This window comes from Cellulomonas xiejunii (assembly GCF_024508315.1).
GTDB lineage: Bacteria > Actinomycetota > Actinomycetes > Actinomycetales > Cellulomonadaceae > Cellulomonas > Cellulomonas xiejunii.
On record NZ_CP101987.1, the window covers coordinates 2,274,666 to 2,301,237 of the forward strand.

A 26,572-nucleotide genomic window follows, 5' to 3' on the forward strand; every position below is an offset into this window, starting at 1 on the left:
ACCGCGGGACTCAGCCCGCACCCGTCTGCGGTGTGCGCCGCACCGCGGACCGGTCCCCGTAGGGGTCATCGCACGGTGACGGCGACCTCGGCGGCGTCGTCACCCACCTGGACCTCGGTCCGGGTGCCGTGCGCCTCCACCGCGTAGCGGCCGGGCAGACCCGACACCTGCACCCGTCCCTCGTCGTCGGTCACCGCCGTGGTCGGCGCGAGCCACCACTGCCCGCGGATCAGGCCGCGCAGCGCGTCGTACGACGGCTTGGGCGTCCCGTCGGCGAACACGAGACCACCGGGCGCGTTGAGCCACATGCCGTGGTCCGAGAGCCCCCAGTACGTGATGACCTGCACGCGCGGGTCGGCGACGAGCGTGGAGTACAGCTCGACCGCGTCCTGCGCCTGGCGCTCGAGGCCGTCGGGCGTGCTGGGCCACTGCTCGACCTGGTGGTCGTTCAGGTCGTCGAGGTGCTTCGGCATGAGGTCACCGGACATCAGGGTGATCTCCGTGAAGTGCAGCGGCAGGCCGAACCGGCCGAAGCGCTCGAGGACGTCGAGCGTCTTCTCCTTGCCCCACGTGCCCTGGTGCATGTGGCTCTGCAGCCCCAGTGCGTCGATGCGGATGCCGGCGGCGAGGCACTCCTCGATGAGGTGCTCGTAGTCCGCGGACATGTCGAAGTCGTTGAGCAGCAGCGTCGCCGACGGGTTGGCCGCCCGCGCCTCCTCGAACGCCAGGCGCACCATCCCGACACGGCCCACGGTCTTGGCGACGCGCGTCACCGCGTTGTCGTCCTTGGTGAAGACCGGCATGATCACGACCTCGTTGATCGCGTCCCACGTGTCGACGAGCCCGGCGAACTCCGACGCGTCACGCTGGACGCGGGCGCGCAGCAGCCGCAGCACCTCGTCGTCGGGCTTGGGCACGAGCCACTGCGGGGCGACCGTGTGCCAGACCAGGGGGTGGCCCTTGACGCGGGCACCGCGTGAGACGAAGTGCTCGGCCGCGGCACGCAGCGCAGCGGTGCGCGGCTTGCCCTCCTCCGGCTCGAACGTGCCCCAGTAGAACGGCAGCGTCGCGGTGTCGAACAGGTCGAACCACAGGGCGTCGAGCCGCTCGTGCAGCTCCTCCTCCGCCGCCGTGAACGGCTTGCCCGCGAGCCGACGCCCCGCACGGTGCACCTCGTCGAACCCGATGCACCCGAAGCCGAGGTCGTGGCCCGTCTGCTCCACGGTGACGGACGACCCGACCAGCGGCCTGCCTGCCGGGTCGAGCAGCTGCACCGTCCGCGTCCGGGTGCGGTGCGCGACCCCGGGATCGGCGACGGCCGCACTGGCCACGGCTGCGGACGTGTTCGGCGGGGGGGTCATGCGGCTCCTCAGGACAGGGGGACGAAGCGGTCGGCGACCGAGCCACAGCAGGGGCGTCGTCGCACCGATGCACAGACTCTCATCCTCAGGCGGGGATCCCCAGCACCCACGATGCGAGGGTCGTGACCGTGATCGTCACCAGCAGCACGGACGCCACGCTCAGGGGCGCCCCCGCCCGGATCATGTCGGGTACCCGCACGTACCCCGACGAGTACGCGATGGCGTTGGGCGGCGTGGCCGCCGGCATCATGAACGTGCAACCCGCCGCCAGGGCGACCGGCACCGCGAGCAGCAGCGGGCCGTAGCCGAGGGCCGCTCCGACCGTGCTCATGATGGGCAGCAGGGTCGCGGCGGTCGCGGTGTTCGACATGAACTCCGTCATCGCGACCGTCAGCAGGCAGACCACCGCGATGACCAGGACGGTCGGCAGACCGTCCAGGCCCTTCGCCCGCTCACCGATCCACTGCGACAGGCCCGAGGACGTGATCTGCGACGCGAGTGCCAGCCCTCCGCCGAACAGCAGCAGGATGCCCCACGGCAGCTCGCGCGTGTCCGACCAGTCGAGCAGCCGGCCGCCGCAGTCCGCGCCCGACGGCAGCAGGAACAGCAGGACGGCGACGAGGATCGCGACCACCTCGTCCGTCACCGGGGTGCCGCGCCAGATCAGCGGCAGGGCGATCCACGAGAGCGCCGCGAGCGCGAAGACCACGACGACGCGCCGCTGCGGGTGGCCCATCGGTCCGAGCCTGGCGAGCTCCGTCCTGACCACGGAGTCGTCGTCGCACAGGGGCTCCGGGTCGATGCGGAAGACCAGGCGGGTCAGGACCAGCCACGCGATCAGCAGGAACACCACCGACAGCGGCAGCCCCACGGCCATCCACTGGCCGAAGGAGATCTCGATGCCGTACGTCTCGGACATGTACCCGACGAGCAGCGCGTTGGGCGGGCTGGCGATGATGGTGCCGAACGACCCGATCGTGGCGGCGTACGCGATGCCGAGCATCAGCGCGGCGGAGAGCCGAGCGTCGACGCCGCCGCGCTCACGTCCGAGCAGCGCGAGCACCGACACGCCGATGGGCAGCATCATCACGGCGGTCGCGGTGTTGGAGACCCACATGCTCAGCAGCGCGGTCGCCACCATCATCCCCAGGACCAGACGACGCGGCGCGGTCCCGACCAGGCGCACCACCCCCAGCGCGATGCGCAGGTGGACGTCCCAGCGTTGCAGCGCGATGGCGAGGACGAACCCGCCGAGGAACAGGAAGATCACCTTGTTGGCGTAGGGCGCCGCGACGTCCGCCACGGGCGCGACGCCGGCGACCGGCATCACGACCAGCGGCAGCAGCGCGGTCACGGCCAGCGGCAGCGCCTCGGTCATCCACCACACGCCCATGAGGACGAGCGTCGCTGCGGTCACCGCCCCGGCGTACGCGGGCGCACCGGCGGCCTCGGGCGGCATGTCGGGGACCACCCAGGCGACGAGCGCCGCGAGCAGCGGACCGACGACCAGGCCGACGGTCGGGCGGCTCGGGCGGCGCAGCCGCTCCGCACGCGGGGGCCCGCTCCCACGGTTCCGTCCCTGTGAGGGGTGCGTGGGTGCCGGGGCTGCGGTGGAGCTGATGGGTCGACCCTCTCGTCACGTGGCGGGTACGTCGTCCCACTCGACGCTACGTCGTGGCCGGCGGGCCCCCGTGGGACCTTCGGGTCACCAGTGACGCGCCTCACCGACCGTCGATCCGAGCGACCGTCGACCACCAGCCACGCGTGCCGCGTCAGTCGACGGGGGCCACCGCCGCGGCGAACTGGCTCTCGTAGAGCCGCGCGTAGGCGCCACCGGCAGCGAGGAGCTCGCCGTGGCTGCCCTTCTCGACGATCTGCCCGTGCTCCATCACGAGGATGACGTCCGCGTCGCGGATCGTCGACAGGCGGTGCGCGATGACGAACGACGTGCGTCCCACGCGCAGGGCGTTCATCGCGTGCTGCACGAGCACCTCGGTGCGCGTGTCCACGGACGACGTCGCCTCGTCGAGGATGAGGATCGCCGGGTCGGCGAGGAACGCGCGCGCGATCGTCAGCAGCTGCTTCTCGCCCGCCGACACCGCACCGCCCTCGTCGTCGAGGACGGTCTCGTACCCCTCGGGCAGCGTCCGTACGAAGCGGTCGACGTGCGTGGCGACGGCGGCCTCGACGATCTGGACGTGCGTCGCGTCGTCGACGCCGTAGGCGATGTTCTCCGCGATGGTCCCCTGGTACAGCCAGGTGTCCTGCAGGACCATGCCCACCTGGGAGCGCAGCGCGTCGCGCGTGAGGTCCCGGGTGTCGACGCCGTCGAGCGTGATCCGGCCGCCGTCGACCTCGTAGAACCGCATCACGAGGTTGACGAGCGTGGTCTTGCCCGCACCGGTCGGCCCGACGATCGCGACGGTCTGGCCGGGCTCGGCGACGACCGACAGGTGCTCGATCAGCGGGGTGTCGTGCTCGTAGCGGAACGACACGTCCTCGAACGCGACCCGTCCCCGCACGCGCGGCGGCAGCGTGACCGGCTGCGCGGGGTCCGGGGACTGCTCGTCCGCGTCGAGGAGCTCGAAGACACGCTCCGCCGACGCGACGCCCGACTGCAGCAGGTTCGCCATGGAGGCGATCTGCGTGATCGGCTGCGTGAACTGCCGTGAGTACTGGATGAACGCCTGGACGTCACCGAGCGTCATCGTGCCCGACGCGACCCGCAGGCCGCCGACCACCGCGACCACGAGGTAGTTGAGGTTCGCGACGAACCCGAGGGCCGGCTGGATGATCCCGGAGATGAACTGCGCCCGGAACGACGACTCGTAGAGCCGCTCGTTGCGCTCGGCGAACGTCGCGGCGGCCTCCTCCTGACGCCCGAAGACGGTCACGAGCGCGTGGCCGGTGAACATCTCCTCGATGTGCGCGTTGAGCTTGCCGGTCCAGGCCCACTGCTCGACGAACTGCGGCTGCGAGCGCTTGGCGATGGCCGCGGCGATCACGACGGACAACGGGACGGTGACCAGGGCGACGACCGCCAGCAGCGGGGAGATCCAGAACATCATCGCCAGGACCCCCACGACCGTGAGCACCGACGTCACGAGCTGCGACAGGGTCTGCTGCACCGTCTGGGCGACGTTGTCGATGTCGTTGGTCACGCGGGAGAGCAGCTCGCCACGCGGCTGCTGGTCGAAGTACGACAGGGGGACGCGCGCGAGCTTCTCCTCGACCTGCGAACGCATCCGGCGGACGGTGTTCTGCACCGCGCGTGCGGTCAGGCGGCCCTGGAGCCAGGAGAAGAGGAACGCCGCGACGTACACGGCCAGGACGACCAGCAGGATCGAGCCGAGCCGCTGGAAGTCGACGCCGGACCCGACGGTCAGCTGCGCCATGCCGCTGACGAGGTCGGCGAGCTGCTCCTGCCCGGCGGCCCGCAGCGCCTCGACGGCCTGCGACTGCGACGCCCCGGCCGGCACGACCTGCCCGAGCTGGCGCGAGACGACGCCCTCGAACAGCACGTCGGTCGCGTTGCCGAGGAGCTTGGGACCGGCGACCGCCGCGGCGACGGACAGCGCCCCCAGGACCAGGACCGCGAGGAGCCGTGCGCGCTCCGGGCGCAGCACGGTGAGCAGGCGACGCAGCGAACCGCGGAAGTCCATCGACTTCTGCCCGGGCATCCCGAGCCCCGGGCCCATGTGACCGCCGCGCGGACCGCCCGGGGGCGGACCCGGGGGTGCCGTGCCGCCGGCGCGCGGTTCCTTCGCCGTGCCGCTCATGCCGCCTCCTGCGCGCTCAGCTGGGAGTACACGATCTCCTGGTACGTCTCGTTCGAGGCGAGGAGCTCGTCGTGCGTGCCGTCCCCGACGACACGGCCCTCGTCGAGGACGAGGATCCGGTCGGCGAACCGGATGGTCGCGACGCGTTGCGCGACGACGAGGACGGTGGCGTCCCGCGTCTCGGGCGCCAGGGCGGCCCGCAGTGCCGCGTCCGTCGCGTAGTCGAGCGCGGAGAAGGAGTCGTCGAAGAGGTAGATGCTCGGGCGTCGGACGAGCGCGCGCGCGATCGCGAGCCGCTGGCGCTGGCCGCCGGACAGGTTGGTCCCGCCCTGTGCCACCGGTGCGTCCAGCCCTTCGGGGAGCTCCTCGACGAAGTCGCGCGCCTGGGCCACCTCGAGCGCGTGCCACAGCTCGGCGTCGTCCGCGTCGGGCCTGCCGAACTGCAGGTTGCTGCGCACCGTCCCGGTGAACAGGTACGGCCGCTGCGGCACAAACCCGATCCGGGCACCGAGCTCGGCCGGGTCGGCGTCCCGCACGTCCACGCCGTCGACGAGGACGCGCCCGCCGGTGACGTCGTAGAGCCGCGGCACGAGGTGCAGCAGCGTCGTCTTCCCGGAGCCCGTCGAGCCGATGATCGCGGTCGTCCGGCCGGGCTCGGCGACGAACGACACGTCCCGCAGCACCGCGTCCTCCGCCCCCGGGTAGCGGAACTCGACGTCACGCAGCTCGAGCAGCCCCGGACGCGCGTCCGCGCCCGTCGGGAACGCGACGGGCCGGTCGGGTGCCCGGACCGTGGTGGAGGTGTCCAGCACCTCGCCGATGCGGTCGGCCGACACCATGGCCCGCGGCACCATGACGACCATCATCGAGCTCATCATCACGGCCATGAGGACGAACATGATGTAGCTGAGGAAGGCGATCAGCGACCCGATCTGCATCTCACCGGAGTCCACCCGCTGCGCGCCGAACCACACGACCGAGATGCTCGAGAGGTTCATCACCAGCATCACGACGGGGAACATCAGGGCGAACAGCAGGCCCGCTCGCAGCGAGGCGATGTACAGGTCGGTGTTGGCGACCTCGAACCGCGCCTGCTCCTGGCGCTCGCGCACGAACGCCCGGATGACGCGAACGCCGGACAGCTGCTCGCGCATGACCCGGTTGACCGCGTCGATGCGCTTCTGCATCTGCCGGAACCACGGCACCATGCGGGACACGATCAGCCCGATGACCACTGCCAGCACCGGCACCACCACGAGCAGCAGGCCCGAGAGCCCGACGTCCTCGCGCAACGACATCACCACGCCGCCGATGAGCATGAGCGGGGCCATGACGAGGAACACGAACGTCATGAACACGACCATCTGCACCTGCTGGACGTCGTTCGTCGTGCGGGTGATCAGCGTCGGCGCGCCGAACCGGCCCATCTCCTGCTGGGAGTAGGACTGGACCTGCGCGAACACGCGGGCACGGACGTCGCGACCGAACGACATCGCGGCACGAGCGCCGTACCAGACCGCCGCGATCGACGCGGCGACCTGCACCAGGCTGACCCCCAGCATGACCACGCCCAGCCGCCAGATGGTCGCCGTGTCACCCTGCGCGACCCCGTCGTCGATGATGTCGGCGTTGAGGCTCGGCAGCCACAGCGTCGCGATCACCTGCACGAGCTGCAGCGCGAGCACGGCGACGACGGCACCCCGGTAGGGGCGCAGATGCTCCCGGAGCAGACGTACCAGCATGGTCAGGGCCCTTCCGTGGCGGCGGGATCCGCCGGTGGACGACGCGCCCGGCCCCCGAGGAGCCGGACTGCGGCAGGTACACGATGCCGCGCCTGAGGCCGGTGGGCACCACCATTCCGCGCAGGGCGGACAGGCCGACGCCGGCACCCCGTGGGGGCGCCGGCGTCGGGCGAGCGGACGAGCGTCAGGGCGTCGGCTGTGCCGGCGGACGGGGGTCGTCGCGCGGCGGGACGTCCTGCTGCGGGTCGGGCCGCGGCGTCGCGGTCGGCGACCCGTACGTCGGCTGCTGCGGCGCCGCCGGACCCGCACCGGGTCGCTGACCCCGTTCGGCCGACGGGTCGAAGGGCACCCCCGAGAGCGTGCCCGCGCTCGTCGCGTCCGCCGTGGCCGCCGCCGACTCGCGTCGCGCCTCGGCCAGTGCCTCGCTCGGGTCCGTCAGCGACACGGGCGGCAGGTCGCCGTCGGCGATGGGCGAGCTCCCCGCGGGACGCGTCGGGTAGTCGCCGTCGTCGCCGGAGCCACCCTGGAAGCCCTTCGAGAGCCACCCCAGGGCGCCGCTGAGCTCGGCGGGCAGGAACCACATCTTGTTCGACGGGCTCGCGGCGATCTTCGGCAGGGTCTGCAGGTACTGGTACGCGAGCAGCTTGGGGTCGGCGTCGCCGCGGTGCACCGCGTCGAAGACCTGCAGGATCGCGCGGGCCTCACCCTCGGCCCGCAGGATGGCGGACTGCGCCTCACCCTCGGCCCGCAGGATCGCCGACTGCTTCTCGCCCTCGGCGGTGAGGATCGCGGACTGCTTGACGCCCTCGGCCGTGAGGATCGCGGCGCGCCGGTCACGCTCGGCACGCATCTGCTGCTCCATCGAGCCCTGCACCGAGGCGGGCGGGTCGATCGCCTTGAGCTCGACGCGGTTCACGCGGATGCCCCACTTGCCGGTCGCCTCGTCGAGCACACCGCGCAGCTGGCCGTTGATCTGGTCGCGGCTCGTCAGGGTCTGCTCGAGGTCCATGGACCCGATGACGTTACGCAGCGTCGTGACCGTCAGCTGCTCGATACCGGTGATGTAGTTCGCGATCTCGTAGACCGCGTCCTTCGGCGACGTCACCTGGAAGTAGATGACGGTGTCGATGCTCACCACGAGGTTGTCGGACGTGATGACCGGCTGCGGCGGGAACGACACGACCTGCTCCCGCAGGTCGACGCTCGCTCGCACGCGGTCCACGAACGGGATCAGCAGGTGCAGACCGGCGTCGAGCGTCTTGTTGTACCGTCCCAGCCGCTCCACGATGATCGCCACCGCCTGCGGCACGATCCGCACCGCGCGCGCCAGCGCGACGACGACGAAGATCAGGACCAGGACGAGGACGGCGATCAAGGCGATCTGGCCGGCTTCGGGGCCGTCGTTCATGGGACCTCCGCAGGTTCTGCCGCCCGTACCGGGACGGCCACGGTGACCCGGGAGCCCGGGTCGGTGTCTCGGTCGGCTCGCCGTCAGGCGGGCGCGACGCCGGGGGCCGCGGTGTCACCCGGGGCGGTGGCCACCGCGGGGCTGACCACGGCGGTCGCGCCGTCGATCTTCGTCACGGTCACCGCCGTACCCGGCGGCAACGAGCCGCCGTCCGCGGTGCGCGCGGTCCACACCTCACCGACGAGCTTCACCCGCCCGGTCGTGCCGTCGACGGTGGAGACGACCGTCGCGGGTCGCCCGACGAGCGCCGCGGCGTTCGTCTCCGGCAGGTCGACGCGGCCCTTGAGGTGGCGCAGCAGCCAGGGGCGCAACGCCACGAGCAGGACGATCGAGGTGACCGCTGCGACGAGGATCTGCACCGCGACGGGCGCGCCGAGCGCGTAGGCCAACCCTCCCGCGAGGGCCCCGCCCGCGAACATGACGAGCACGAGATCCAGTGAGAGCATCTCCAGGATGCCGAGCGTCAGGGCTCCCCCGACCCACCAGAGCCATCCCATGGCCGCCACCTCCGCAGTCGTCGTCGTCCGTGGACCGATCCTATGTGATCGCTTTGCGAACCTGTGGCCGACGCATCACGGTACGGCCACGATCAGGCCGGGGACCGCCCGGTGGCGTGCGCTGCCCACCGGCCGTCGACGTGGTCCAGGCCCAGGGGCAGGTCGAACGCGCCGGACAGGTTCTCGGCGGTCAGGGTCTCGACGATCGGACCCGCGGCGAACACCCGTCCCGCGCGCAGCAGGAGCAGGTGCGTGAAGCCCGGGGGGATCTCCTCGACGTGGTGCGTCACCAGCACGAGCGCCGGAGAACGTCGGTCGTGCGCGAGCTCGGCCAGCGCCCCGACGAGCTCCTCGCGCCCCCCGAGGTCGAGGCCCGCCGCCGGCTCGTCGAGGAGCAGCAGCTCGGGGTCGCTCATGAGCGAGCGGGCGATCTGCACCCGCTTGCGCTCCCCCTCGGACAGGGTGCCGAACCAGCGCTCCGCGAGGTGGTCGACGCCGAACGCCCGGAGCAGGTCCGTCGCCCGCACCTCGTCGACGGTCTCGTACGCCTCGCGCCAGCGTCCCGTCACGCCGTAGGCGGCGGTCAGCACGACGTCCCGCACGGTCTCGCCCGACGGGATCCGGTCGGCCAGGGCCGCGCTGGCGAAGCCGATCCGCGAGCGCAGCTCGAACACGTCCGTGGCGCCCATGCGCGCGCCGAGCAGGGTGGCCGTCCCCGACGTCGGGTGCATGCGGCCGGACGCGACCTGCAGCATGGTCGTCTTGCCGGCACCGTTGCGGCCGAGCACCACCCAGCGCTCCGAGTCCTGGACCCGCCACGTCAGGGAGTCGAGGATCGTCGTCGCCCCCCGGCGGATCGTCACGTCCTGCAGGTCGAGCACGTCGGTCATGTCCACAGACCCTAACCGTCCCGGACGTCGCGACGTGCCGGAGCGAGCGCGTCCCGCCCGATCTCACAGTCCCGCGGCGTGCCGGTGCTCACAGCTCGATCGTCAGCATGGTCGACGAGTGGGCGACCTCGTAACCCAGCCCTGCGTAGATCCCGTGGGCGCCCGACGGGTTGTCGGTGTCGACCTCGAGCTCGGCGTACCGCATCCCGTCAGCCGCGTACGCACGCATCACGTTCGCCAGCAGCGCGACCGCGACGCGTCGGCCGCGCCACTCCCGCCGCACGCCGAGGAGCTCGGTGTACCCGGACGGGTAGCCGGCCGCCGGCCAATCGTGCTCGAAGCGCGCCGAGACCGCGTACCCGACGACCTGGTCGGCGCCGTCGAGCGCCACGAACGACCACGTCGGTGCGAACATCGCGCGCGCCGCGCGCCACTGCTCGGGGGTGCGCGGCTCGGAGCCCCAGTGGTCCGCGAACACGGCGTTGTGCGTCAGACGGACCTGGTCGTCCAGCCCCGGGGACCACGGCACGACGCGCAGTCCGTCGATCTGCGGCACGTCGGGAAGTGGCACGTCGAGCGGACGCCGCATGTGCGTGTAGTACCGGACGGGGGTGAACCCCGCGGCCTGGTACACGCGCGCCACGTCGGGGGTCGAGTCGTCGCAGTACGTGGCGATCCGTGCGGGCAGCTCCTTGCCGGAGGCGGCGAGCACCTGCCGCGCGCGGGCGTGCGACCAGGCCACCAGCGCGGCCCCGATGCCTCGACCCCGCCAGGCCGGGTCGACGTCGCCCTCGACGAACGCGCGGACGACGCGCTCGTCGCCGGGCGCGGTGTCCACCTGTGCCCACGCACGCACGGTCCCGTCGCCGTCGTACCCGGCGAGGGTGTCGAGCGCCAGGTCGCGCCAGGCCGGCTCCAGCTCGGCGACGACCTCCTCGACCGACGTGCGGTACGGGAGCCCGTCGGCCTCCTGGCACCGCGCCCGCAGCGCAGCGAGCCCGCCCGCGTCGGCCGCGCCGACAGCGCGCCACGTCAGACCCAGCCCGGCAGCCGGCTGCGGGGCGTACACGGGCGCGGCCGCTCGGACGGCCAGGGGAACGGTCGAGTCGGTCATGGCGCCCAGCCTGACGCGGCGCCGGACACCGGTCCACCGCATAGTGCGTCGCGCGTCGACACGCGGGCCGCGGCGCCCCTCAGGCGTCGATCCGCGACTGGTCCAGGGCGTGCGCGTTGGCGACGATGAAGTCCTTGCGGGGAGCCACGTCGGACCCCATGAGCAGCTCGAACACCTTCTCGACGTGGGCGGCCGCCGCCTCGGCATCACCGATGCGGACCCGGCGCAGCGTGCGGTGCCGCGGGTCCATGGTCGTCTCGGCCAGCTGGTCGGCGTCCATCTCCCCCAGGCCCTTGTAGCGCTGGATGTCGTCCTTGTAGCGCTTACCGGCGCGGTCGAGCTTCTTCAGCGTGCTCGCCAGCTCCGCCTCCGAGTACGTGTACACGTACTCGTTCTTGCGCGAGCCCGCCCCGATGACCTCGATGCGGTGCAGCGGGGGCACCGCCGCGTACACCCGCCCGTCCTCGACGAGCGGCCGCATGTACCGGAAGAACAGCGTCAGCAGCAGCGTGCGGATGTGGGCACCGTCGACGTCGGCGTCCGTCATCAGCACGATCTTGCCGTAGCGCGCGGCCTCGAGGTCGAAGGTGCGGCCCGAGCCGGCCCCGACCACCTGGATGATCGCGGCGCACTCGGCGTTCTTCAGCATGTCGCCGACGGACGCCTTCTGGACGTTGAGGATCTTGCCGCGGATCGGCAGGAGCGCCTGGAAGTCCGAGCTGCGGGCGAGCTTCGCGGTACCGAGCGCGCTGTCGCCCTCGACGATGAACAGCTCGCTGCGCGCGACGTCGTCGATGCGGCAGTCCGCGAGCTTGGCGGGCAGGGAGGACGACTCGAGCGCGTTCTTCCGGCGCGAGATCTCCTTCTGCTTGCGCGCGGACACCCGCGCGCGCATCTCCCCCACGACCTTGTCGAGCAGGAGCGCGGAGTGCGCCTTGTGGTCGCGCTTGGAGGACGTGAGCACGGCCGTGAGCTCCTGCTCGACGACGCGCGCGACGATGCCCCGCACCGGTCCGGTGCCGAGCACCTCCTTCGTCTGGCCCTCGAACTGCGGCTCCGCCAGGCGCACGGTGACCACGGCCGTGAGACCCGCGAGCACGTCCTCCTTCTCGACCCGCTCGGACGACGAGTCCTTCACCGAGATCTTCAGGCGCCGCGCGTTGGCGGCGACCTGGGCACGCACGGTCTTGAGCAGTGCCGCCTCGAAGCCGGCCAGGTGCGTGCCGCCCTTGGGCGTCGCGATGATGTTGACGAAGCTGCGGACCTCGGTCGCGTACCCCGTGCCCCACCGCACCGCGATGTCGACGTCGCACGTGCGCGAGACCTCCTGCGGGGTCATGTGCCCGCGGTCGTCGAGCACGGGCACGGTCTCGGTGAACGTCCCCTGCCCCTGCAGGGTCCACGTGTCGGTGACCGCCGGGTCCGGCGAGAGGTGGTCGACGAAGTCGACGACGCCGCCCGTGTGCAGGAACGTCTCCTCGTGCGGACCGTGCTCACCGGGCGTGCCGGGCACACGGCGCTCGTCCCGCAGCGTGATGGCCAGGCCCGGCACGAGGAAGCTCGTCTGCCGCGCGCGGGTCACGAGCTCGTCGTACGAGAAGACCGCGCTCTTGGGGAAGATCTGCCGGTCGGCCCAGTACCGCACGCGCGTCCCGCTGACGCCCTTGGCGACCTTGCCTACGACCGCGAGCTCGGAGCCCTGCACGAAGGGCTCGAACGGCGAGTCAGGGCTGACGCCCGCCCGGTCGTCGAACACCCCGGGCTCACCGCGGTGGAACGTCATGCGGTGGGTGCGCCCCCCGCGGTCGACCTCCACGTCGAGGCGTGCGGACAGCGCGTTCACCACGGACGCGCCGACGCCGTGCAGGCCTCCGGAGGCTGCGTACGAGCCGCCGCCGAACTTGCCACCGGCGTGCAGCTTGGTCAGGACGACCTCGACACCCGTGAGCCCGGTCTTCGGCTCGACGTCCACGGGGATGCCGCGCCCGTTGTCGCGCACCTCCACCGAGGAGTCCGCGTGCAGCACGATTTCGATGCGGTCGCCGTGCCCACCCAGGGCCTCGTCGACGGAGTTGTCGATGATCTCCCACAGGCAGTGCATGAGGCCGCGGCTGTCGGTCGTCCCGATGTACATGCCGGGTCGCTTGCGCACCGCCTCGAGGCCCTCGAGGACCGAGAGGTGCCGGGCCGTGTAGCCGGCCTGAGCGGAGGTCGTCGTCACGGCGCCGATGGTAACCGCGCGCGTCCACGAGGCCCTCCTCGCCATGCCGTGCGGACGCCCACTCCGCGCCCCGCCACGCGTGCGGGCACCGGGGGGTGCGTGCCGCACGTCACGTTGCGCGGGGATCACGAACACGTGGCAACGCGTCACGATCTTGTACGCAGAGAGCGAACCACCCGTTCCTGAGGGCATGGAACCGCGGAGCGGGTGGTTGTATGGAGATGTGACAGGGATGACGATGGAATCCAGGACCCCGCTGACGGCTGCCGACCGCTGCGACCGCTGCAACGCCCAGGCCTACGTCCGCGTCGTGCTCCCGGTCGGTGAGCTGCTGTTCTGCGCGCACCACGCACGGGAGCACGCACCGAAGTTCGCGAGCGTCGCGACGCACGTCCAGGACGAGACGGACCGCCTGCTCGCCGAGCACGGGGCGGGCCCCGGCGCCGCTGCAGGCTGACGAGCGGACCACCACGAACCCCGAAGGCCCCGGACCACGGTCCGGGGCCTTCGTCGTGGCGCGCGCCTGCGCAGATCCCGCGCCGGCCACCACGAACCGATGTGCTCGACCAGCACGCCGGGCGTGCGGGCCTCGCCGGCCCGTTGGCAAACGACGAGAGCCCGGCCGTGGGGCCGGGCTCTCGTGGACGTGCGGGGTGACCGTCAGTCGAGGTAGTCCCGCAGCACCTGCGAACGCGACGGGTGACGCAGCTTCGACATCGTCTTGGACTCGATCTGGCGGATGCGCTCACGCGTGACGCCGTAGACCTTGCCGATCTCGTCGAGCGTCTTGGGCTGGCCGTCGGTGAGGCCGAACCGCATGGACACCACGCCGGCCTCGCGCTCGGAGAGCGTGTCGAGGACCTGGTGGAGCTGCTCCTGCAGCAGCGTGAAGCTCACGGCGTCCGCGGGGACGACGGCCTCGGAGTCCTCGATGAGGTCACCGAACTCGCTGTCGCCGTCCTCACCGAGGGGCGTGTGCAGCGAGATGGGCTCGCGGCCGTACTTCTGGACCTCGACGACCTTCTCGGGCGTCATGTCGAGCTCCTTGGCCAGCTCCTCCGGCGTGGGCTCGCGACCCAGGTCCTGGAGCATCTGGCGCTGGACGCGCGCGAGCTTGTTGATGACCTCGACCATGTGCACCGGGATGCGGATCGTGCGGGCCTGGTCGGCCATCGCGCGGGTGATCGCCTGCCGGATCCACCACGTGGCGTACGTCGAGAACTTGTAGCCCTTGGTGTAGTCGAACTTCTCGACCGCGCGGATCAGACCGAGGTTGCCCTCCTGGATGAGGTCCAGGAAGAGCATGCCGCGGCCCGTGTAGCGCTTGGCGAGGGAGACGACCAGACGCAGGTTCGCCTCGAGGAGGTGGTTCTTGGCCCGGCGGCCGTCCTGCGCGATCCACTCCAGCTCGCGACGCATCTTCGGCTCGAGCGTGTCGCGGATCTCCGCGAGCTTCTCGTCGGCGAACAGGCCGGCCTCGATGCGCTTGGCGAGCTCGACCTCCTGCTCGGCGTTCAGCAGCGCGACCTTGCCGATCTGCTTGAGGTAGTCCTTGACGGGGTCCGCGGTCGCGCCGGCCGTGACGACCTGCTGCGCCGGCGCGTCGTCGTCGTCCGCGTCGGAGTAGACGAAGCCCGTGTCCTCGGGCTCGTCCTCCTTCTTCGCGACCGCCGGCTTGGCCGGGGTCTCCTCGCCGTCGTCCTCCGCGGCGTCCACGACGTCGTCCGTCTCGATCTCCACCGTGTCGGTGACCTCGACGTCCTCCAGCTCGGCGACGTCGACGTCGACGTCCTCGTCCGTCACGTCGTCGCCCGCCTTCGACGCCTTCGCGGGCGCGGCCTTCGCGGTCGCCGCCTTCGTGGTGGCCGACTTGGTCGCGGTCTTGGCGGCCGCCGCCTTCGTCGTGGCACGCGCCGGCTTGGCGGCACCGTCCACGACCGTGGCCTTGGCCGCGGGCCGCGACTTGGCGCTCGTCGCCGCGACGGCCCGTCCGGCGGAGCCGAGGTCGTTCACGTCGACACCGGCCGTGCCGAGACCACGCACGACGGCGCGCAGCCGCTTGGCGCCCTCGACACCGGCAGCCTCGCAGGCGGCGCGAACCGAGGCGCTGTCGACGCTGCCGTGGGTCCGTCCTCGCATGACCAACTCCTGCAGAGCAGGGTGCTGGAACTCACGCGGGAGTGCGGGGTGGGGGGTCTGGGACGTCAAGAAACGACCTTTCGTCAGCGCGGCAACCGGAACCGTGGAGTGTCCGAAGGACCGGGAGACAGACAGATATTGTACCGACCCGCGGGGGCGCGCCGCGCGTGTTGTCGCGCGAGCCGTGGATCGGCGCGTGACATCGAACTCGGGGGTCGACCGGTGCAACACAGCGCCGGGCGAGGGCATTCCCGCAGTCCTCCCGGCGTACCGCACGTGTGCAGGCACACGCCGTGCGCGTGTGCCCGGCGAGGACGGACCGGCGGCGCCGAGGCGTCAGCCTGCGGGCTTGACCGTGAGCACGGGGCACGGCGCGTCGAAGAGCACCCGCTGCGCGTTCGAGCCGAGGATGAGCTTGCCCACAGGGCTGCGCCGACGCAGACCGAGGACGACGAGCTGCGCCCCGACCTCCTCGGCTGTGCTGATGAGGTCGTCGGCGACGTCGCCTCCGTCGAGCAGCCGGACGTCGTGCTCGACACCGTGCGCCTGGAGCTCCTCGTCGACGCGCGCGAGGGCCTGCTCGACCTCTCCTCGCCGCTCCGGCGTCTCGTCCCGACGCACGCTGACCACCACCACGACGCGGACGGACCGGCGCCGAGCCTCTTCGACCGCCGCATCCAGCGCTGCTCGCCCCTCGGGGGTCGCCAGGTAGCCGACCACGATTCCCATCGTCGTTCCTCCTCCTGGCCCCGTCCGGCCTCGTGCGCGACGCTACCGGAGCGCGGGACCTGCGACGACCGCGACGGGCGGGAAGCGCCTGATCATCCACGCTCCCCACCCGTCATCCGCGCCGCCGCACCCACCCGGGCGCCAGACCGGCGTCGACCGCGCTGCGCAGGAGCAGAGCCAGGCGGTACGCCGGGTCGTCCTGGAGCGCCCGGTCGAGCAGCACCGCCGCCCGCGCCCCGTCGCCCTGCCACCACGCGATGGTCGCCAGCAGGGTCGACGCGGGCGCCTGCGCGCCACGGCGGCCGTGCGCCACGACGTCCTCGAGCGCCGTCCGGACGGCGTGGACGTCATCGCCCGGCGGCTCCCCCGACGCCGGGTCCACGAGACGTCCGATCGCCGCCCCGACCTCCGCGTCCTCGTCCGGACCGCCGCGCACGAGCACGCGCTCGGGCAGCGACCCGGCGTCCGGCAGGCAGGCGACGAGTACCGCGTCGCGAACGCGACGGTCCGCGAGCCCGGCCTCGACGCGCCCCAGCAGAGCGGACCGCGTGAGCGGCCCGGCGTGCGTACCGGACGGGGGCGCGACGAGTGCGCGCCACGCTGCGAGGGACTCCGCCCGCCAGCGACCCAACGCCTGCGGCCCGCTCACCAGTGCGCGTGTCCGCGCCTCGGCCCGTCGTCGACGCACACGTGCAACCCCCCGTCGGGCGTCGGCCGGTGCCGCCGGTACCCGGCCGAGCGAGTCCCTCCCGGCCGCCACGACCGACCCGGCGAGCACCATCTCCGCTCCGGCACGCGACCCCTGCAGGTCACTCAGGGGGCGCCCCTGCGGTGGGCAGCACGTGGGGTCGCAGGCGAGGCAGCGGTACGCGTGGTCACCGACCACGAGGACGTCGGCGCCGCCGAACGGGACGTCGAAGGCCTCGGCGACGTGCGAGGCCGCAGCCTCGACACGAGCGGCACCCGCGGGCGCAGAGTCCTCGGCGTAGAGGACCAGGACGCAGCGGCGTGCGCCGTCACGGTCGAGGTGGCTCGCGAGCGATCGTGCGACCTGCGGGCCGTGGACCGCGTCGGCGATGTCCGCGAGGTCGACCCGCGCGACGAGCCCCACCTGGCCGCGAGGCCCGCGAAGGCTCACGGCGACGGCGCTGTCCTGCGGCTGGAAGCCGAGAAGGTGCGGGACGAGCGCGAGGAGCTCACGGGACTCGCTGATGCGGAGGAGGAGAGGAGGTTCCATGGCTCCACCGAACCGCTCTCCGGGCCTGCGATGGGGCGCCGCGAACCGACCTGTGGGCGGAGCTCGAGCGGACCGGTCCTGTGGTCGGCTCGGCGCTCGGGCCGTGATCCTGCGGAGGTGCCCGGCTACCCTGGCGCCGTGTCCCGCCCGACCCTCATCGCCCTGGCATCCACCGCGCTGCTCGGTGTCGGCCTGACGGCAGGCTGCACGTCACCGGCGGAGCTTGCCCCCGTGGCACCGTCCTCCAGCGCGGCATCACCCGCGCCCACGCCCAGCGAGTCCCTGCTCTCCGACGACATCGCGGACGACACCGCGGTGGGGACCCTCGCCCCGGGCTTCCCTGCCGCACTGGTCCCCGTGCCGCCCGACGCGGAGGTCCTCGTGTCCTCCGCCGAGCCGCTCGGCGACAACCGGCTCCGCATCAGCCTCAACGTGCGCACGGACCAGGACACGGGCGGCCTGCTCGACGCCGTGCGCGCGCCGCTGCTGGCCGCCGGGTTCAGCGAGTCCGCGCCGCCGGCGCCCGAGCCCGGCTTGGCCGCGCAGACCACGTTCTCCCGCGCGGACGGCGCCGAGCTCCTGGTCGTGGGCGTCCTCGACCGTGACGGTCGCAGGACGATGACGCTTGGCGGGACGGTCGCCGTTCCCGCACCCTAGGGTGGGCTCGTGCCCACCGCGAACGCTTCCGTCGTCGACCGTGAGAACCTGCGTGCCGGGGTGGACGCAGCACTCGCCCGGCACGTCGCGGACCTGCGCGAGACGGCCCGCGTCATCAGCGCCGACGCCGCACCCCTGGCCGACGCGGTCGAGAGCATGCTCGCCGGCGGCAAGCGGCTGCGCGCCGCCTTCTGCTACTGGTCCTGGCGGGCGCACGGCGGCACGCCCGGCGACGGGCGCGAGGAGCCCGTCCTGAGGGCCGGCGCCGCCCTGGAGCTCTTCCAGGCCGCCGCGCTGTTCCACGACGACGTCATGGACGACTCGAGCACGCGTCGCGGCCTGCCGACGGCGCACCACGTCTTCGCCGACCACCACCGGGCCACGGGACGCCGCGGTGCGGCCCGGCGCTTCGGTGACGGTGCCGCGATCCTCCTCGGCGACCTCGCGCTGGTCGCGAGCGACGACGCGATGTCCCGGGCGGTCGCCGGCCTGCCCGAGCCCGTCGCACAGGCCGCGCACTCGGTGTTCGAGGTGATGCGGACCGAGGTGACGATCGGCCAGTACCTCGACCTGGTCGCGCAGACCATGCCGTGGGGAGACCCGCAGGACGACGAGCGGCGCGCGCGCGACGTCGTCCGTGCGAAGTCCGCGCGCTACAGCGTCGAGCACCCGATCGTGCTCGGAGCGGCCCTCGCGGGCGCCGACGAGGACGCGATCGCGGGCTGCCGTGCCGTCGGGCTCCCGCTCGGGGAGGCCTTCCAGCTCCGGGACGACCTCCTGGGTGTGCTGGGCGACCCGTCGACGACGGGCAAGCCGACCGGCGACGACCTGCGGGAGGGCAAGCGGACGGTCCTGGTCGCGCGGGCCCTCGCCCGGGCCACGGCCATGGGCGACCGGGCAGCGGTGGACGCCCTCACGCGCGGCGTGGGCGATCCCGCCCTCGATGCCGAGGGGGTCGCGACGCTCACCGACCTGCTGGTGCGCACCGGAGCGGTCGCCGAGGTCGAGCAGCTCATCGACGAGCTCTGCACCGAGGCCTTCGCGCAGATCGAGGCGCAGAACTGGCCCGAGCCCGCGCGAGGCACGCTCATCGCGCTCGCGCACGCGGCGGTCCAGCGCGCCGCGTGACACCACAGCTCGGTCGCGTCAGGCAGCGCGGTAGCGCCGACCGTCAGAGGTCAGGCTGCGCGGTAGCGCCGACCGTCAGAGGAGCGCCTGGGCGACACGCCTGACCTCGGTCTTGCGCCCGGCCCGCAGCGCCACGATCGGCGCGACACCGAGAGACTCCTCCTCGGTGAAGAGCCACACGATCGCCTCCTCGTCGGAGAAGCCGTCGTCGTCCAGCACCGTCAGCGTGCCCTGCAGCGACGCGAGCACGGCCCACGGCCGGTCCTCGGAAGGCACGTCGGGCGCCGCGGGGTTGGCGAGGTGCCCGGGCACCAGGCAGGCAGCCGGCACGCTCAGCACCGGCGGGGTGCCGCGGCGCACAGCGACGAGCCGCCGCTCCTGAAGGAGGCGGCGCACCTTGCCGGCGTCCACGCCGAGCATCTGCGCCACATCAGGAACCGTCAGCCAGCTGCCGACGAGAAGGTCCAGATCCGAGGTCGAACTCACCCGGTCAGCCTACGGGTTCGGCCCTGGGAGCCCACTATCCGGCCCGCGGGGTTTCGATCCTCCACTTTCTCGTCTAGCGTCGAAGTTCGTCACACCTGTCACACCAGCACCACGCGTCACGACAGGTCGATCGTTCCGTCCGACCGATGCTCGATGACAGCCCTGGGGGGGCCATGTCCGCAACCACTCCGCGTCCGCGCACAACGACGCGCGTCGCGACCGGGGCAGGCGCCACGCTCGCGCTGGCGACGGTCGCGCTCGCCGCCACCGGGACAGCGGGTCACGCCGCCGACTACACCGTGCGCGAGGGCGACACCCTGACCTCGATCGCCAAGCGCAGCGGGACGACCGCCAGCAGGATCGCGCGCGACAACGCGATGTCCGACCCGTCCCGCATCCGCGCCGGGCAGGTGCTGCGTCTGCCCGACACCGCGCCGCCGGCCACCGCCGCACCGAGGCCTGCACCCGCGGGTGCGTCGTACGTCGTGCGCACGGGAGACACGGTCTCGGCGATCGCGTCCCGCCACGGCACCACCGTCGCCGCCGTCGTGGCCGCCAACGGCCTGGATGCACGCGCCTTCATCCGGGCCGGCCAGACGCTCACGATCCCGGGCACCGGCAGCCCGCAGCCCGCCGCCGCCCCCGCCGCGGCACCCGCGAGCGCCGGCAGCACCTACACCGTGCGTACCGGCGACACCGTCTCGGCGATCGCGTCCCGCCACGGCACCACCGTCGCCGCCGTCGTGGCCGCCAACGGCCTGGACGCACGCGCCTTCATCCGCGCGGGCCAGAAGCTCACCGTCCCCGGGTCCACCGCGGCAGCGCCGGCGACCCAGCTCGTGGGCAACACGTTCGCCGGCCGCACCTACTCCGCGGACGTCGTCGGTGCCGCCAACCAGAACAAGGCCACCCTGCTGGCGGCCGGCGCGCCCTCGCGTGCCGACATGCAGGCGAAGGTCGCGACGACCGCACGGGCGATGGGCGTCGACGCCGCGCTGGCGCAGGCCGTGGCCCACCAGGAGTCGGGCTTCGACCACACGGCGGTCTCGCCCGCGAACGCGATCGGCACGATGCAGGTGATCCCCTCGTCGGGCGAGTGGGCCTCGCAGCTCGTCGGTCGGCAGCTCGACCTGCTGTCCCCGGACGACAACGTGGTCGCCGGCGTCGCGATCCTGCGCTCGCTCGTCCGGACCTCCCCCGACCTCCCGACCGCGATCGCCTCGTACTACCAGGGCGCCTCCTCCGTGAAGCGCAACGGCATGTACGCCGACACCCGGCGCTACGTCGCGAACGTCCAGACCCTCATGACGCGCTTCGGCTGACGCGCGGCTCCCCGAATCTCACGCCCGCCGACCGTAGACTGCCGCGCGTGGGAGCCACCGTCACAGATCCGCTCGTCGGCCGCCTGGTCGACGGCCGGTACGAGGTCGTCTCGCGCATCGCACGCGGCGGGATGGCGACGGTGTACCTGGCCATCGACCGTCGGCTCGACCGTGAGGTCGCTCTCAAGGTCATGCACCCGCACCTCGCGGAGGGTGCGTCGGGCAACGCCTTCGTCGCACGCTTCCGCCGCGAGGCGCGCAGCGCGGCACGCCTGACGCACCCCGGACTCGTCGGGGTGTTCGACCAGGGCGTCGACGGTGAGACCAGCTACCTGACGATGGAGTACGTCGACGGCACCAACCTGCGCCGCCAGATCGCCGAGCAGGGCGCGCTGCGCGTCGGTGAGGCCCTGCGCGTCACCGAGAGCGTCCTCGACGCCCTGGCGGCCGCCCACCGCGCGGGGCTCGTGCACCGCGACGTCAAGCCGGAGAACGTCCTGATCGCGTCCGACGACCGGGTGCGCGTCGCGGACTTCGGCCTCGCGCGCGCGGTCACCGAGGTCACCTCGACGACGACGGGCACGGTGCTCGGCACGGTCGCGTACCTGGCACCCGAGCTCGTGCAGCGCGGCGCCAGCGACGCCCGCACCGACGTGTACGCCGTGGGCGTCATGCTCTTCGAGATGCTGACGGGCCGGCAGCCGTTCACCGGTGAGACCGCGATCCAGGTGGCGTTCCAGCACGTGAGCTCGGAGATCCCGGCTCCGTCGACGGTGGTCGACTGGCTGCCCTCGGAGATCGACGAGCTCGTCGGCGCGCTCGCAGCCCACAGCCCGGAGGACCGCCCGGTCGACGCCGCGTCCGCGCTGCTGCTCGTCCGACGCACCCGGCTCGCGCTCGACGGCGTCACGCTCGACCGCCGCGCCGACGTCGCCCCGACGCTCGCCCTGCCGTCCGCCACCGATCCGTCCGGGTCCGGCCTGCCCGTCGATCCCGATGCCGACGACCTGGCTACGGACGACCCGGCACTCACCGCACGCGTCCCCGTCGGCGACCACGCGCGCGGAGGAACGGTCGCGCTGCCGATCGGCCTCGGCGTGGTCGAGGCACCCCCGGGTACGTCATCGCGACCCTCACGTCGACGCTGGCCCCTGGTCGCCGCCCTGGTGGCGGTCCTCGCGCTGCTGGGTGGCGGCACGTGGTGGTACCTCGAGGTGGGTCCCGGTGCGTACACGAGCGTGCCGGACGTCGTCGACGCGCTCGAGGACGACGCCGTCGACGCCCTCACCGCCGCCGGGCTGCGGACCACGAGGGCCGAGGCCTTCGACGACCAGGTCCCGGCAGGCTCGGTCGTGTCGACCGACCCCGGCCCCGGGGAGCGCGTGCGCAAGGACGGGACCGTCCTCTACACCGTCTCCCAGGGCCCTGACCTGGTGACGGTCCCCGACGGGGTGGTGGGGGCGATGCAGGCCGATGCCGACAAGGCGCTCAAGGACGCCGACCTCGTGGTCGAGTACGGGCCCCCCGAGCACCACGACGAGGCGCCGAAGGGTCAGGTGCTGCACGCCACGCTCCCCGACGGCTCCGCCGCCACGCCCGGTGGCACCACGAAGCGCGGGACCACCGTGACGCTCGTGCTGTCCGACGGGCCCGCACCCGTCGTGGTCACCTCGGTCGTCGGCATCACCGTCGAGGAGGCGCAGGACCAGTTCGCGCAGGACGCGCTCACGGTGGAGCCCACGGAGGCGTTCCACGACACCGTCCCCGCCGGACGCATCATCGACCAGACCCCGCCCGCAGGCGAGACCGCGCACCGCAACGACGTGGTCAAGGTGACGGTGTCGAAGGGTCCGGAGACCGTCGCGATGCCCGACCTCACGGGCAAGCAGTTCGACAAGGCGAAGGCAGAGCTCGAGGCGCTCGGCCTGACCGCGAAGCGCGACAACGTCCTGGGCGGCCTGTTCGGCACCGTGCGGACGCAGAGCGTCCCGGCGGGTCAGGCGGTGCGCAAGGGCACGGAGATCGTGCTGCAGGTGGTCTAGCGGGACCCCCCGTGCCGGCGACGGCCGCTCCCCCGACGGGCCCGGCCCGTGACGCACGACAGGGCCCGGTGCCGCCGAGCGTGGCGGCACCGGGCCCTGTCGTCACGGCATCAGGCGCGGCGCAGCAGCTCCACCACCTGAAAGGCCATCTCGAGCGACTGCTGGTGGTTCAGTCGCGGGTCGACCAGCGTCTCGTACCGGCGCGCCAGCCCGTCGTCGTCGATCTCCTCGGTGCCACCGAGGACCTCCGTGACGTCGTCGCCCGTGAGCTCCACGTGCAGTCCGCCGGGCACGGTTCCGAGCGCGCGGTGGACCTCGAAGAACCCGGCGACCTCGTCCATCACGTCCGTGAACCGGCGGGTCTTGTAGCCGCTGGCGGACGTGATGCCGTTGCCGTGCATCGGGTCGCACACCCACGTCACCGGCCGGCCGTCGGCGGTGACCTTCTCGACGAGCGCGGGCAGGAGGTCCCGGACCTTGCCGGCGCCCATGCGCGTGACGAAGGTCAGGCGGCCCGGCTCCCCCGTCGGGTTCAGCCGGTCCATGAGGGCGATCGCGTCGTCACCGGTCGTCGTGGGGCCGAGCTTGACGCCGAGCGGGTTCTGCACGCGGGAGAAGAAGTCGACGTGCGCGGAGTCGAGCTGACGCGTCCGCTCACCGATCCACAGGAAGTGGGCCGAGCAGTCGTACGGCAGGCCCGACCGTGAGTCGATCCGGGTGAGCGGCCGCTCGTAGTCCAGCAGCAGCCCCTCGTGCGCGGAGTAGAAGTCCACCGCACGCAGCGCGTCGACGTCCGCACCGCACGCCGCCATGAAGCGGATCGCGCGGTCGATCTCCGCCGCCAGCTGCTCGTAGCGCGAGTACGCCGGGTTCGCGGTGAAGCCTCGGTTCCACTCGTGCACGCGCAGCAGCGACGCGAACCCGCCCGTCGTGAAGGCGCGGATGAGGTTCAGCGTCGACGCGGACGTGTGGTACGCCTCGAGCAGCCGGTCAGGGTCCGGCGTCCGCGCGTCGGCGGTGAACTCGAACCCGTTGATGATGTCGCCGCGGAACGCCGGCAGCGTGACGCCGTCGCGGGTCTCCACGTCGGAGGACCGTGGCTTCGCGTACTGGCCCGCCATCCGGCCCATCTTCACGACCGGCAGGCTCGCGCCGTACGTGAGGACGACCGCCATCTGCAGGATCGTCTTGATCTTGTTGCGGATGTTGTCGGCGGTCGCCTCGGCGAACGTCTCGGCGCAGTCCCCGCCCTGCAGGACGAACGCCTCACCCCGCGACGCCGCGGCGAGCTGCGCGCGCAGCGCGTCGGCCTCACCGGCGAAGACGAGTGGCGGCAGGCTCGCGAGCCGGTCGCGCACGCGCCCGACCGCCGTCGCGTCGGGCCACTGCGGCTGCTGCCCGACGGGCAGCGTCTCCCAGACGTCGAGCCCTGCGAGGACCTGCGGGTCCGGCTCGACGCTCACGAGTGGCTCGCCGGGACCAGGGGCTGCCCGATGTCCGCCAGCAGCTCGCCGAACCATTCCTGCGAAACGTCGAACGCCTTGCCGCCCGCGATGCGCGGGAACTCGATCGCGCGCAGCCGGTCGCCCTGCTCCTCGTCGTGGCCGATGACACCGGACTCGGCGCGCAGCGCGCACTCGACCGCCAGGTCGGTCATCGACTTGATGAGGCGCAGGTCCTCGGCGTTCGCCGCGGCGGCGCGCGAGTAGTAGCCCGACTTCTGGACCATGACCTTCTCGGCGCCGAGCTTCTCGGCGAACTGCTTGGCGAACCACTGGCCCGGGTTGATGGTGTCGAGCTTGACGTGGCCGAACGGGTCCCGCTCCGGGGGCGTGCCGGCCGCCTCGAGCTGCTCGACGATCTCGTGCATGCCCGCACCCTCGGACAGGAAGATGTTGACGTTGCCCAGCTCGTCCATGACGCCCTTGAGGCGAGCCGCCTCCGCGTCGATGTCCAGCGCGAGCTCGGGCAGGAAGACCGCGTGGATGTCCCACCGCTCGCGCGACAGGCCGATGCCCGGGACCCACTCCTGCAGGTCGAGCCACTTGCGGTACTCGGCGGCGGCCGCGGCCGTCAGCCACCCGCAGTGACGACCCATGACCTCGTGCACGATCAGCATGCGGGGCCCCGAGCGGTGCTCGCCGATGATGTTCACGGCGAAGCCGGCGGCCTCCTCGGCCGCGGTCCACGCGCCGAGGGACTGACGGATCGGGACGACGTCGTTGTCGATCGTCTTGGGCAGGCCGACGACCGTGAGCTCGTAGCCGTTGTCGTGCAGGTAGGCGGCGAGGTCGGCGGCGGTCGTGTTGGTGTCGTCACCGCCGATCGTGTGCAGCACGTCGACGCCGTCCGCCTTGAGCTGCTCGGCTGCGACGTGCAGCGGGTCCTGCCCCTCGGCCACCAGACCGCGCTTCACGCAGTCCTTCGCGTTGGTGAGCTTGACGCGCGAGTTTCCGATCGGCGAGCCGCCGAAACGGTGCAGCAGCCCCGCCTTGGCGCGGACCTCGGGCGTGATCGTCACGCTGTCGCCCCGCAGCAGGCCGTGGTAGCCGTGCTGGTACGCGATGATCTCGATCTCGGGAGCGATCTCCGTGTAGCGCTCGATGAGCCCCCCGACGGCGGAGGACAGGCAGGGAGCGAAACCGCCGGCGGTCAGAAGGGCGACGCGACGGACCGACATGGGACACACCTCTCGTTGGCACAGCTACGGACGGCGCGGGTGCAGGACGTACCCGGCCGGCCCAGGGTGGTGCTCGCACGGGGGCCGCGACCGGGACCGAGGTCCGGGTCGAGCCGTCGCGCAGGGACGGCGGGCACGCGCCCACCGGGCACGCGCACAGGCCCGGCACACGTCCGGGTCGTGCTCATCCTACTGACGGTGGCGCCTCGTCCTGCGGCGGGACCGGAACCTGGACATCGGGCACCGGCCGACCGCCGGGCGCGGCGGGCATCTTGCCCGTGCCGTCGTCCGGCTGCTGGTGGCCGGTCGCGATCCGCGCCTTCTGCGTCGCGGCGTACACGTCGACGTACTCCTGGCCGGACAGGCTCATGATCGCGTACATGATCTCGTCGGTCACCGACCGCAGGATGAAGCGGTCGTTCTCCATCCCGCGGTAGCGCGAGAAGTCCAGCGGCTCGCCGATGACCACGCCGATGCGCATGATCTTGGGGATCCGGCGGCCGAGCGGCTGCGCGACGTCGGTGCCGACCATGGCGACGGGGATCACCGGGGCCCCGGACTCGAGCGCGAGCCGCGCGACGCCCGTCTTGCCCCGGTAGAGCCGGCCGTCGGGGCTGCGGGTGCCCTCGGGGTAGATCCCGAACAACCCGCCCTCCGCGAGCCTGCGCAGCCCCGTCCGCAGCGCGGCCTCACCGGCCTTGCCGCCGCCACGATCGACGGGGATCGTGCCCACCCCGCGCATGAACCCGGCCGTCACACGGCCCTTGAGACCGACCCCCGTGAAGTACTCCTGCTTGCCGATGAAGACGATCTCGCGGTCGAGCACGAGCGGCAGGAAGAAGGAGTCGATGACGGCCAGGTGGTTGCTCGCGAGGATCGCCCCGCCCTCGGCGGGGACGTGCTCCGCACCACGCACCCACGGCCGGTAGACCAGGCGCAGCAGGGGCCCGACGAACACCCGCTTCATCAACCAGTAGAACAACGTGTCTCCTCGCTCGACGTCCGCCGCGCCGCCGCCGCCCCGCGGCGCCGGACGGTCCCACGGACCTGCCACCGACCACGACGGGTCGGCACGTCGGG

21 protein-coding genes are annotated in these 26,572 nt (G+C 72.5%); 5 read left to right on the plus strand and 16 right to left on the minus strand.

Annotation, left to right across the window (positions count from 1 at the left end; translation table 11 throughout):
* Window positions 1-65 precede the first annotated feature (65 nt).
* The 9 genes from NP048_RS10390 to NP048_RS10430 all read right to left on the minus strand — a co-directional run bounded on the left by NP048_RS10390 (window position 66) and on the right by NP048_RS10430 (window position 13,072).
* Window positions 66-1,361, minus strand: a complete 1,296-nt coding sequence (locus tag NP048_RS10390) for an endo-1,4-beta-xylanase (protein ID WP_227575540.1) — start codon at window positions 1,359-1,361, stop codon at window positions 66-68.
* Window positions 1,362-1,446: 85 nt separating this feature from the next.
* The gene (locus tag NP048_RS10395) at window positions 1,447-2,820 is read right to left on the minus strand and encodes an SLC13 family permease (RefSeq protein WP_372456773.1); all 1,374 of its coding nucleotides are present in this window, start codon (window positions 2,818-2,820) and stop codon (window positions 1,447-1,449) included.
* Between the two features lie 313 nt (window positions 2,821-3,133).
* Window positions 3,134-5,140, minus strand: coding sequence for an ABC transporter ATP-binding protein (locus NP048_RS10400; protein ID WP_372456774.1), 2,007 nt, complete (start codon window positions 5,138-5,140; stop codon window positions 3,134-3,136).
* Window positions 5,137-6,882, minus strand: coding sequence for an ABC transporter ATP-binding protein (locus NP048_RS10405; protein ID WP_227575541.1), 1,746 nt, complete (start codon window positions 6,880-6,882; stop codon window positions 5,137-5,139). Before NP048_RS10405 ends, NP048_RS10400 begins: the two co-directional genes overlap by 4 nt.
* A gap of 184 nt (window positions 6,883-7,066) precedes the next feature.
* Window positions 7,067-8,290 (minus strand): SPFH domain-containing protein, encoded by a 1,224-nt coding sequence (locus NP048_RS10410; RefSeq protein ID WP_227575542.1) that lies wholly within the window; start codon window positions 8,288-8,290, stop codon window positions 7,067-7,069.
* Window positions 8,291-8,373: 83 nt separating this feature from the next.
* The gene (locus tag NP048_RS10415) at window positions 8,374-8,847 is read right to left on the minus strand and encodes an NfeD family protein (RefSeq protein ID WP_227575543.1); all 474 of its coding nucleotides are present in this window, start codon (window positions 8,845-8,847) and stop codon (window positions 8,374-8,376) included.
* A gap of 92 nt (window positions 8,848-8,939) precedes the next feature.
* On the minus strand, window positions 8,940-9,737 hold the full coding sequence (locus tag NP048_RS10420; RefSeq protein ID WP_227575544.1) for an ABC transporter ATP-binding protein: 798 nt from the start codon (window positions 9,735-9,737) through the stop codon (window positions 8,940-8,942).
* A gap of 88 nt (window positions 9,738-9,825) precedes the next feature.
* Complete coding sequence (locus tag NP048_RS10425) at window positions 9,826-10,851, minus strand: GNAT family N-acetyltransferase (protein ID WP_227575545.1); 1,026 nt, start codon at window positions 10,849-10,851, stop codon at window positions 9,826-9,828.
* A gap of 79 nt (window positions 10,852-10,930) precedes the next feature.
* Window positions 10,931-13,072 (minus strand): DNA gyrase/topoisomerase IV subunit B, encoded by a 2,142-nt coding sequence (locus NP048_RS10430; RefSeq protein ID WP_227575546.1) that lies wholly within the window; start codon window positions 13,070-13,072, stop codon window positions 10,931-10,933.
* Window positions 13,073-13,304: 232 nt separating this feature from the next.
* Here NP048_RS10430 and NP048_RS10435 point away from each other — a divergent pair, with 232 nt between their 5' ends.
* A complete protein-coding gene (locus tag NP048_RS10435) occupies window positions 13,305-13,529 on the plus strand; it encodes a DUF7455 domain-containing protein (RefSeq protein ID WP_227575547.1) in 225 nt (74 codons plus the stop codon).
* A gap of 203 nt (window positions 13,530-13,732) precedes the next feature.
* Here the strand turns inward: NP048_RS10435 and NP048_RS10440 are convergent, their stop codons facing one another.
* From NP048_RS10440 to NP048_RS10450, 3 genes are all read right to left on the minus strand, one after another.
* Complete coding sequence (locus NP048_RS10440) at window positions 13,733-15,211, minus strand: RNA polymerase sigma factor (protein ID WP_227575548.1); 1,479 nt, start codon at window positions 15,209-15,211, stop codon at window positions 13,733-13,735.
* A gap of 336 nt (window positions 15,212-15,547) precedes the next feature.
* Entirely contained in the window at window positions 15,548-15,940 is a 393-nt protein-coding gene (locus tag NP048_RS10445) for a universal stress protein (protein ID WP_227575549.1), read from the minus strand.
* Window positions 15,941-16,052: 112 nt separating this feature from the next.
* Complete coding sequence (locus NP048_RS10450; protein WP_227575550.1) at window positions 16,053-17,177, minus strand: DUF4192 domain-containing protein; 1,125 nt, start codon at window positions 17,175-17,177, stop codon at window positions 16,053-16,055.
* 138 nt (window positions 17,178-17,315) lie between these two features.
* On the opposite strand from NP048_RS10450, the gene NP048_RS10455 reads away from it, so the two are divergent.
* The gene (locus NP048_RS10455) at window positions 17,316-17,834 is read left to right on the plus strand and encodes a hypothetical protein (protein ID WP_227575551.1); all 519 of its coding nucleotides are present in this window, start codon (window positions 17,316-17,318) and stop codon (window positions 17,832-17,834) included.
* A gap of 9 nt (window positions 17,835-17,843) precedes the next feature.
* Complete coding sequence (locus NP048_RS10460; protein WP_227575552.1) at window positions 17,844-18,962, plus strand: polyprenyl synthetase family protein; 1,119 nt, start codon at window positions 17,844-17,846, stop codon at window positions 18,960-18,962.
* Window positions 18,963-19,037: 75 nt separating this feature from the next.
* Here NP048_RS10460 and NP048_RS10465 read toward each other — a convergent pair whose 3' ends face one another.
* Entirely contained in the window at window positions 19,038-19,448 is a 411-nt protein-coding gene (locus NP048_RS10465; protein WP_227575553.1) for an Rv2175c family DNA-binding protein, read from the minus strand.
* A gap of 173 nt (window positions 19,449-19,621) precedes the next feature.
* Here NP048_RS10465 and NP048_RS10470 point away from each other — a divergent pair, with 173 nt between their 5' ends.
* Together NP048_RS10470 and pknB are read left to right on the plus strand one after the other, a co-directional pair.
* A complete protein-coding gene (locus NP048_RS10470) occupies window positions 19,622-20,770 on the plus strand; it encodes a LysM peptidoglycan-binding domain-containing protein (RefSeq protein WP_227575554.1) in 1,149 nt (382 codons plus the stop codon).
* A 47-nt stretch (window positions 20,771-20,817) separates the two neighbouring features.
* Window positions 20,818-22,812, plus strand: a complete 1,995-nt coding sequence (gene pknB / locus NP048_RS10475) for a Stk1 family PASTA domain-containing Ser/Thr kinase (protein ID WP_227575555.1) — start codon at window positions 20,818-20,820, stop codon at window positions 22,810-22,812.
* Window positions 22,813-22,922: 110 nt separating this feature from the next.
* On the opposite strand, the gene NP048_RS10480 is transcribed toward pknB, so the two are convergent.
* The 3 genes from NP048_RS10480 to NP048_RS10490 all read right to left on the minus strand — a co-directional run bounded on the left by NP048_RS10480 (window position 22,923) and on the right by NP048_RS10490 (window position 26,459).
* A complete protein-coding gene (locus NP048_RS10480) occupies window positions 22,923-24,275 on the minus strand; it encodes a class II 3-deoxy-7-phosphoheptulonate synthase (protein ID WP_227575556.1) in 1,353 nt (450 codons plus the stop codon).
* On the minus strand, window positions 24,272-25,492 hold the full coding sequence (locus tag NP048_RS10485; protein ID WP_227575557.1) for a pyrophosphate--fructose-6-phosphate 1-phosphotransferase: 1,221 nt from the start codon (window positions 25,490-25,492) through the stop codon (window positions 24,272-24,274). Before NP048_RS10485 ends, NP048_RS10480 begins: the two co-directional genes overlap by 4 nt.
* Window positions 25,493-25,676: 184 nt before the next feature.
* The gene (locus NP048_RS10490) at window positions 25,677-26,459 is read right to left on the minus strand and encodes a lysophospholipid acyltransferase family protein (protein ID WP_372456791.1); all 783 of its coding nucleotides are present in this window, start codon (window positions 26,457-26,459) and stop codon (window positions 25,677-25,679) included.
* Between the last annotated feature and the right edge of the window lie 113 nt (window positions 26,460-26,572).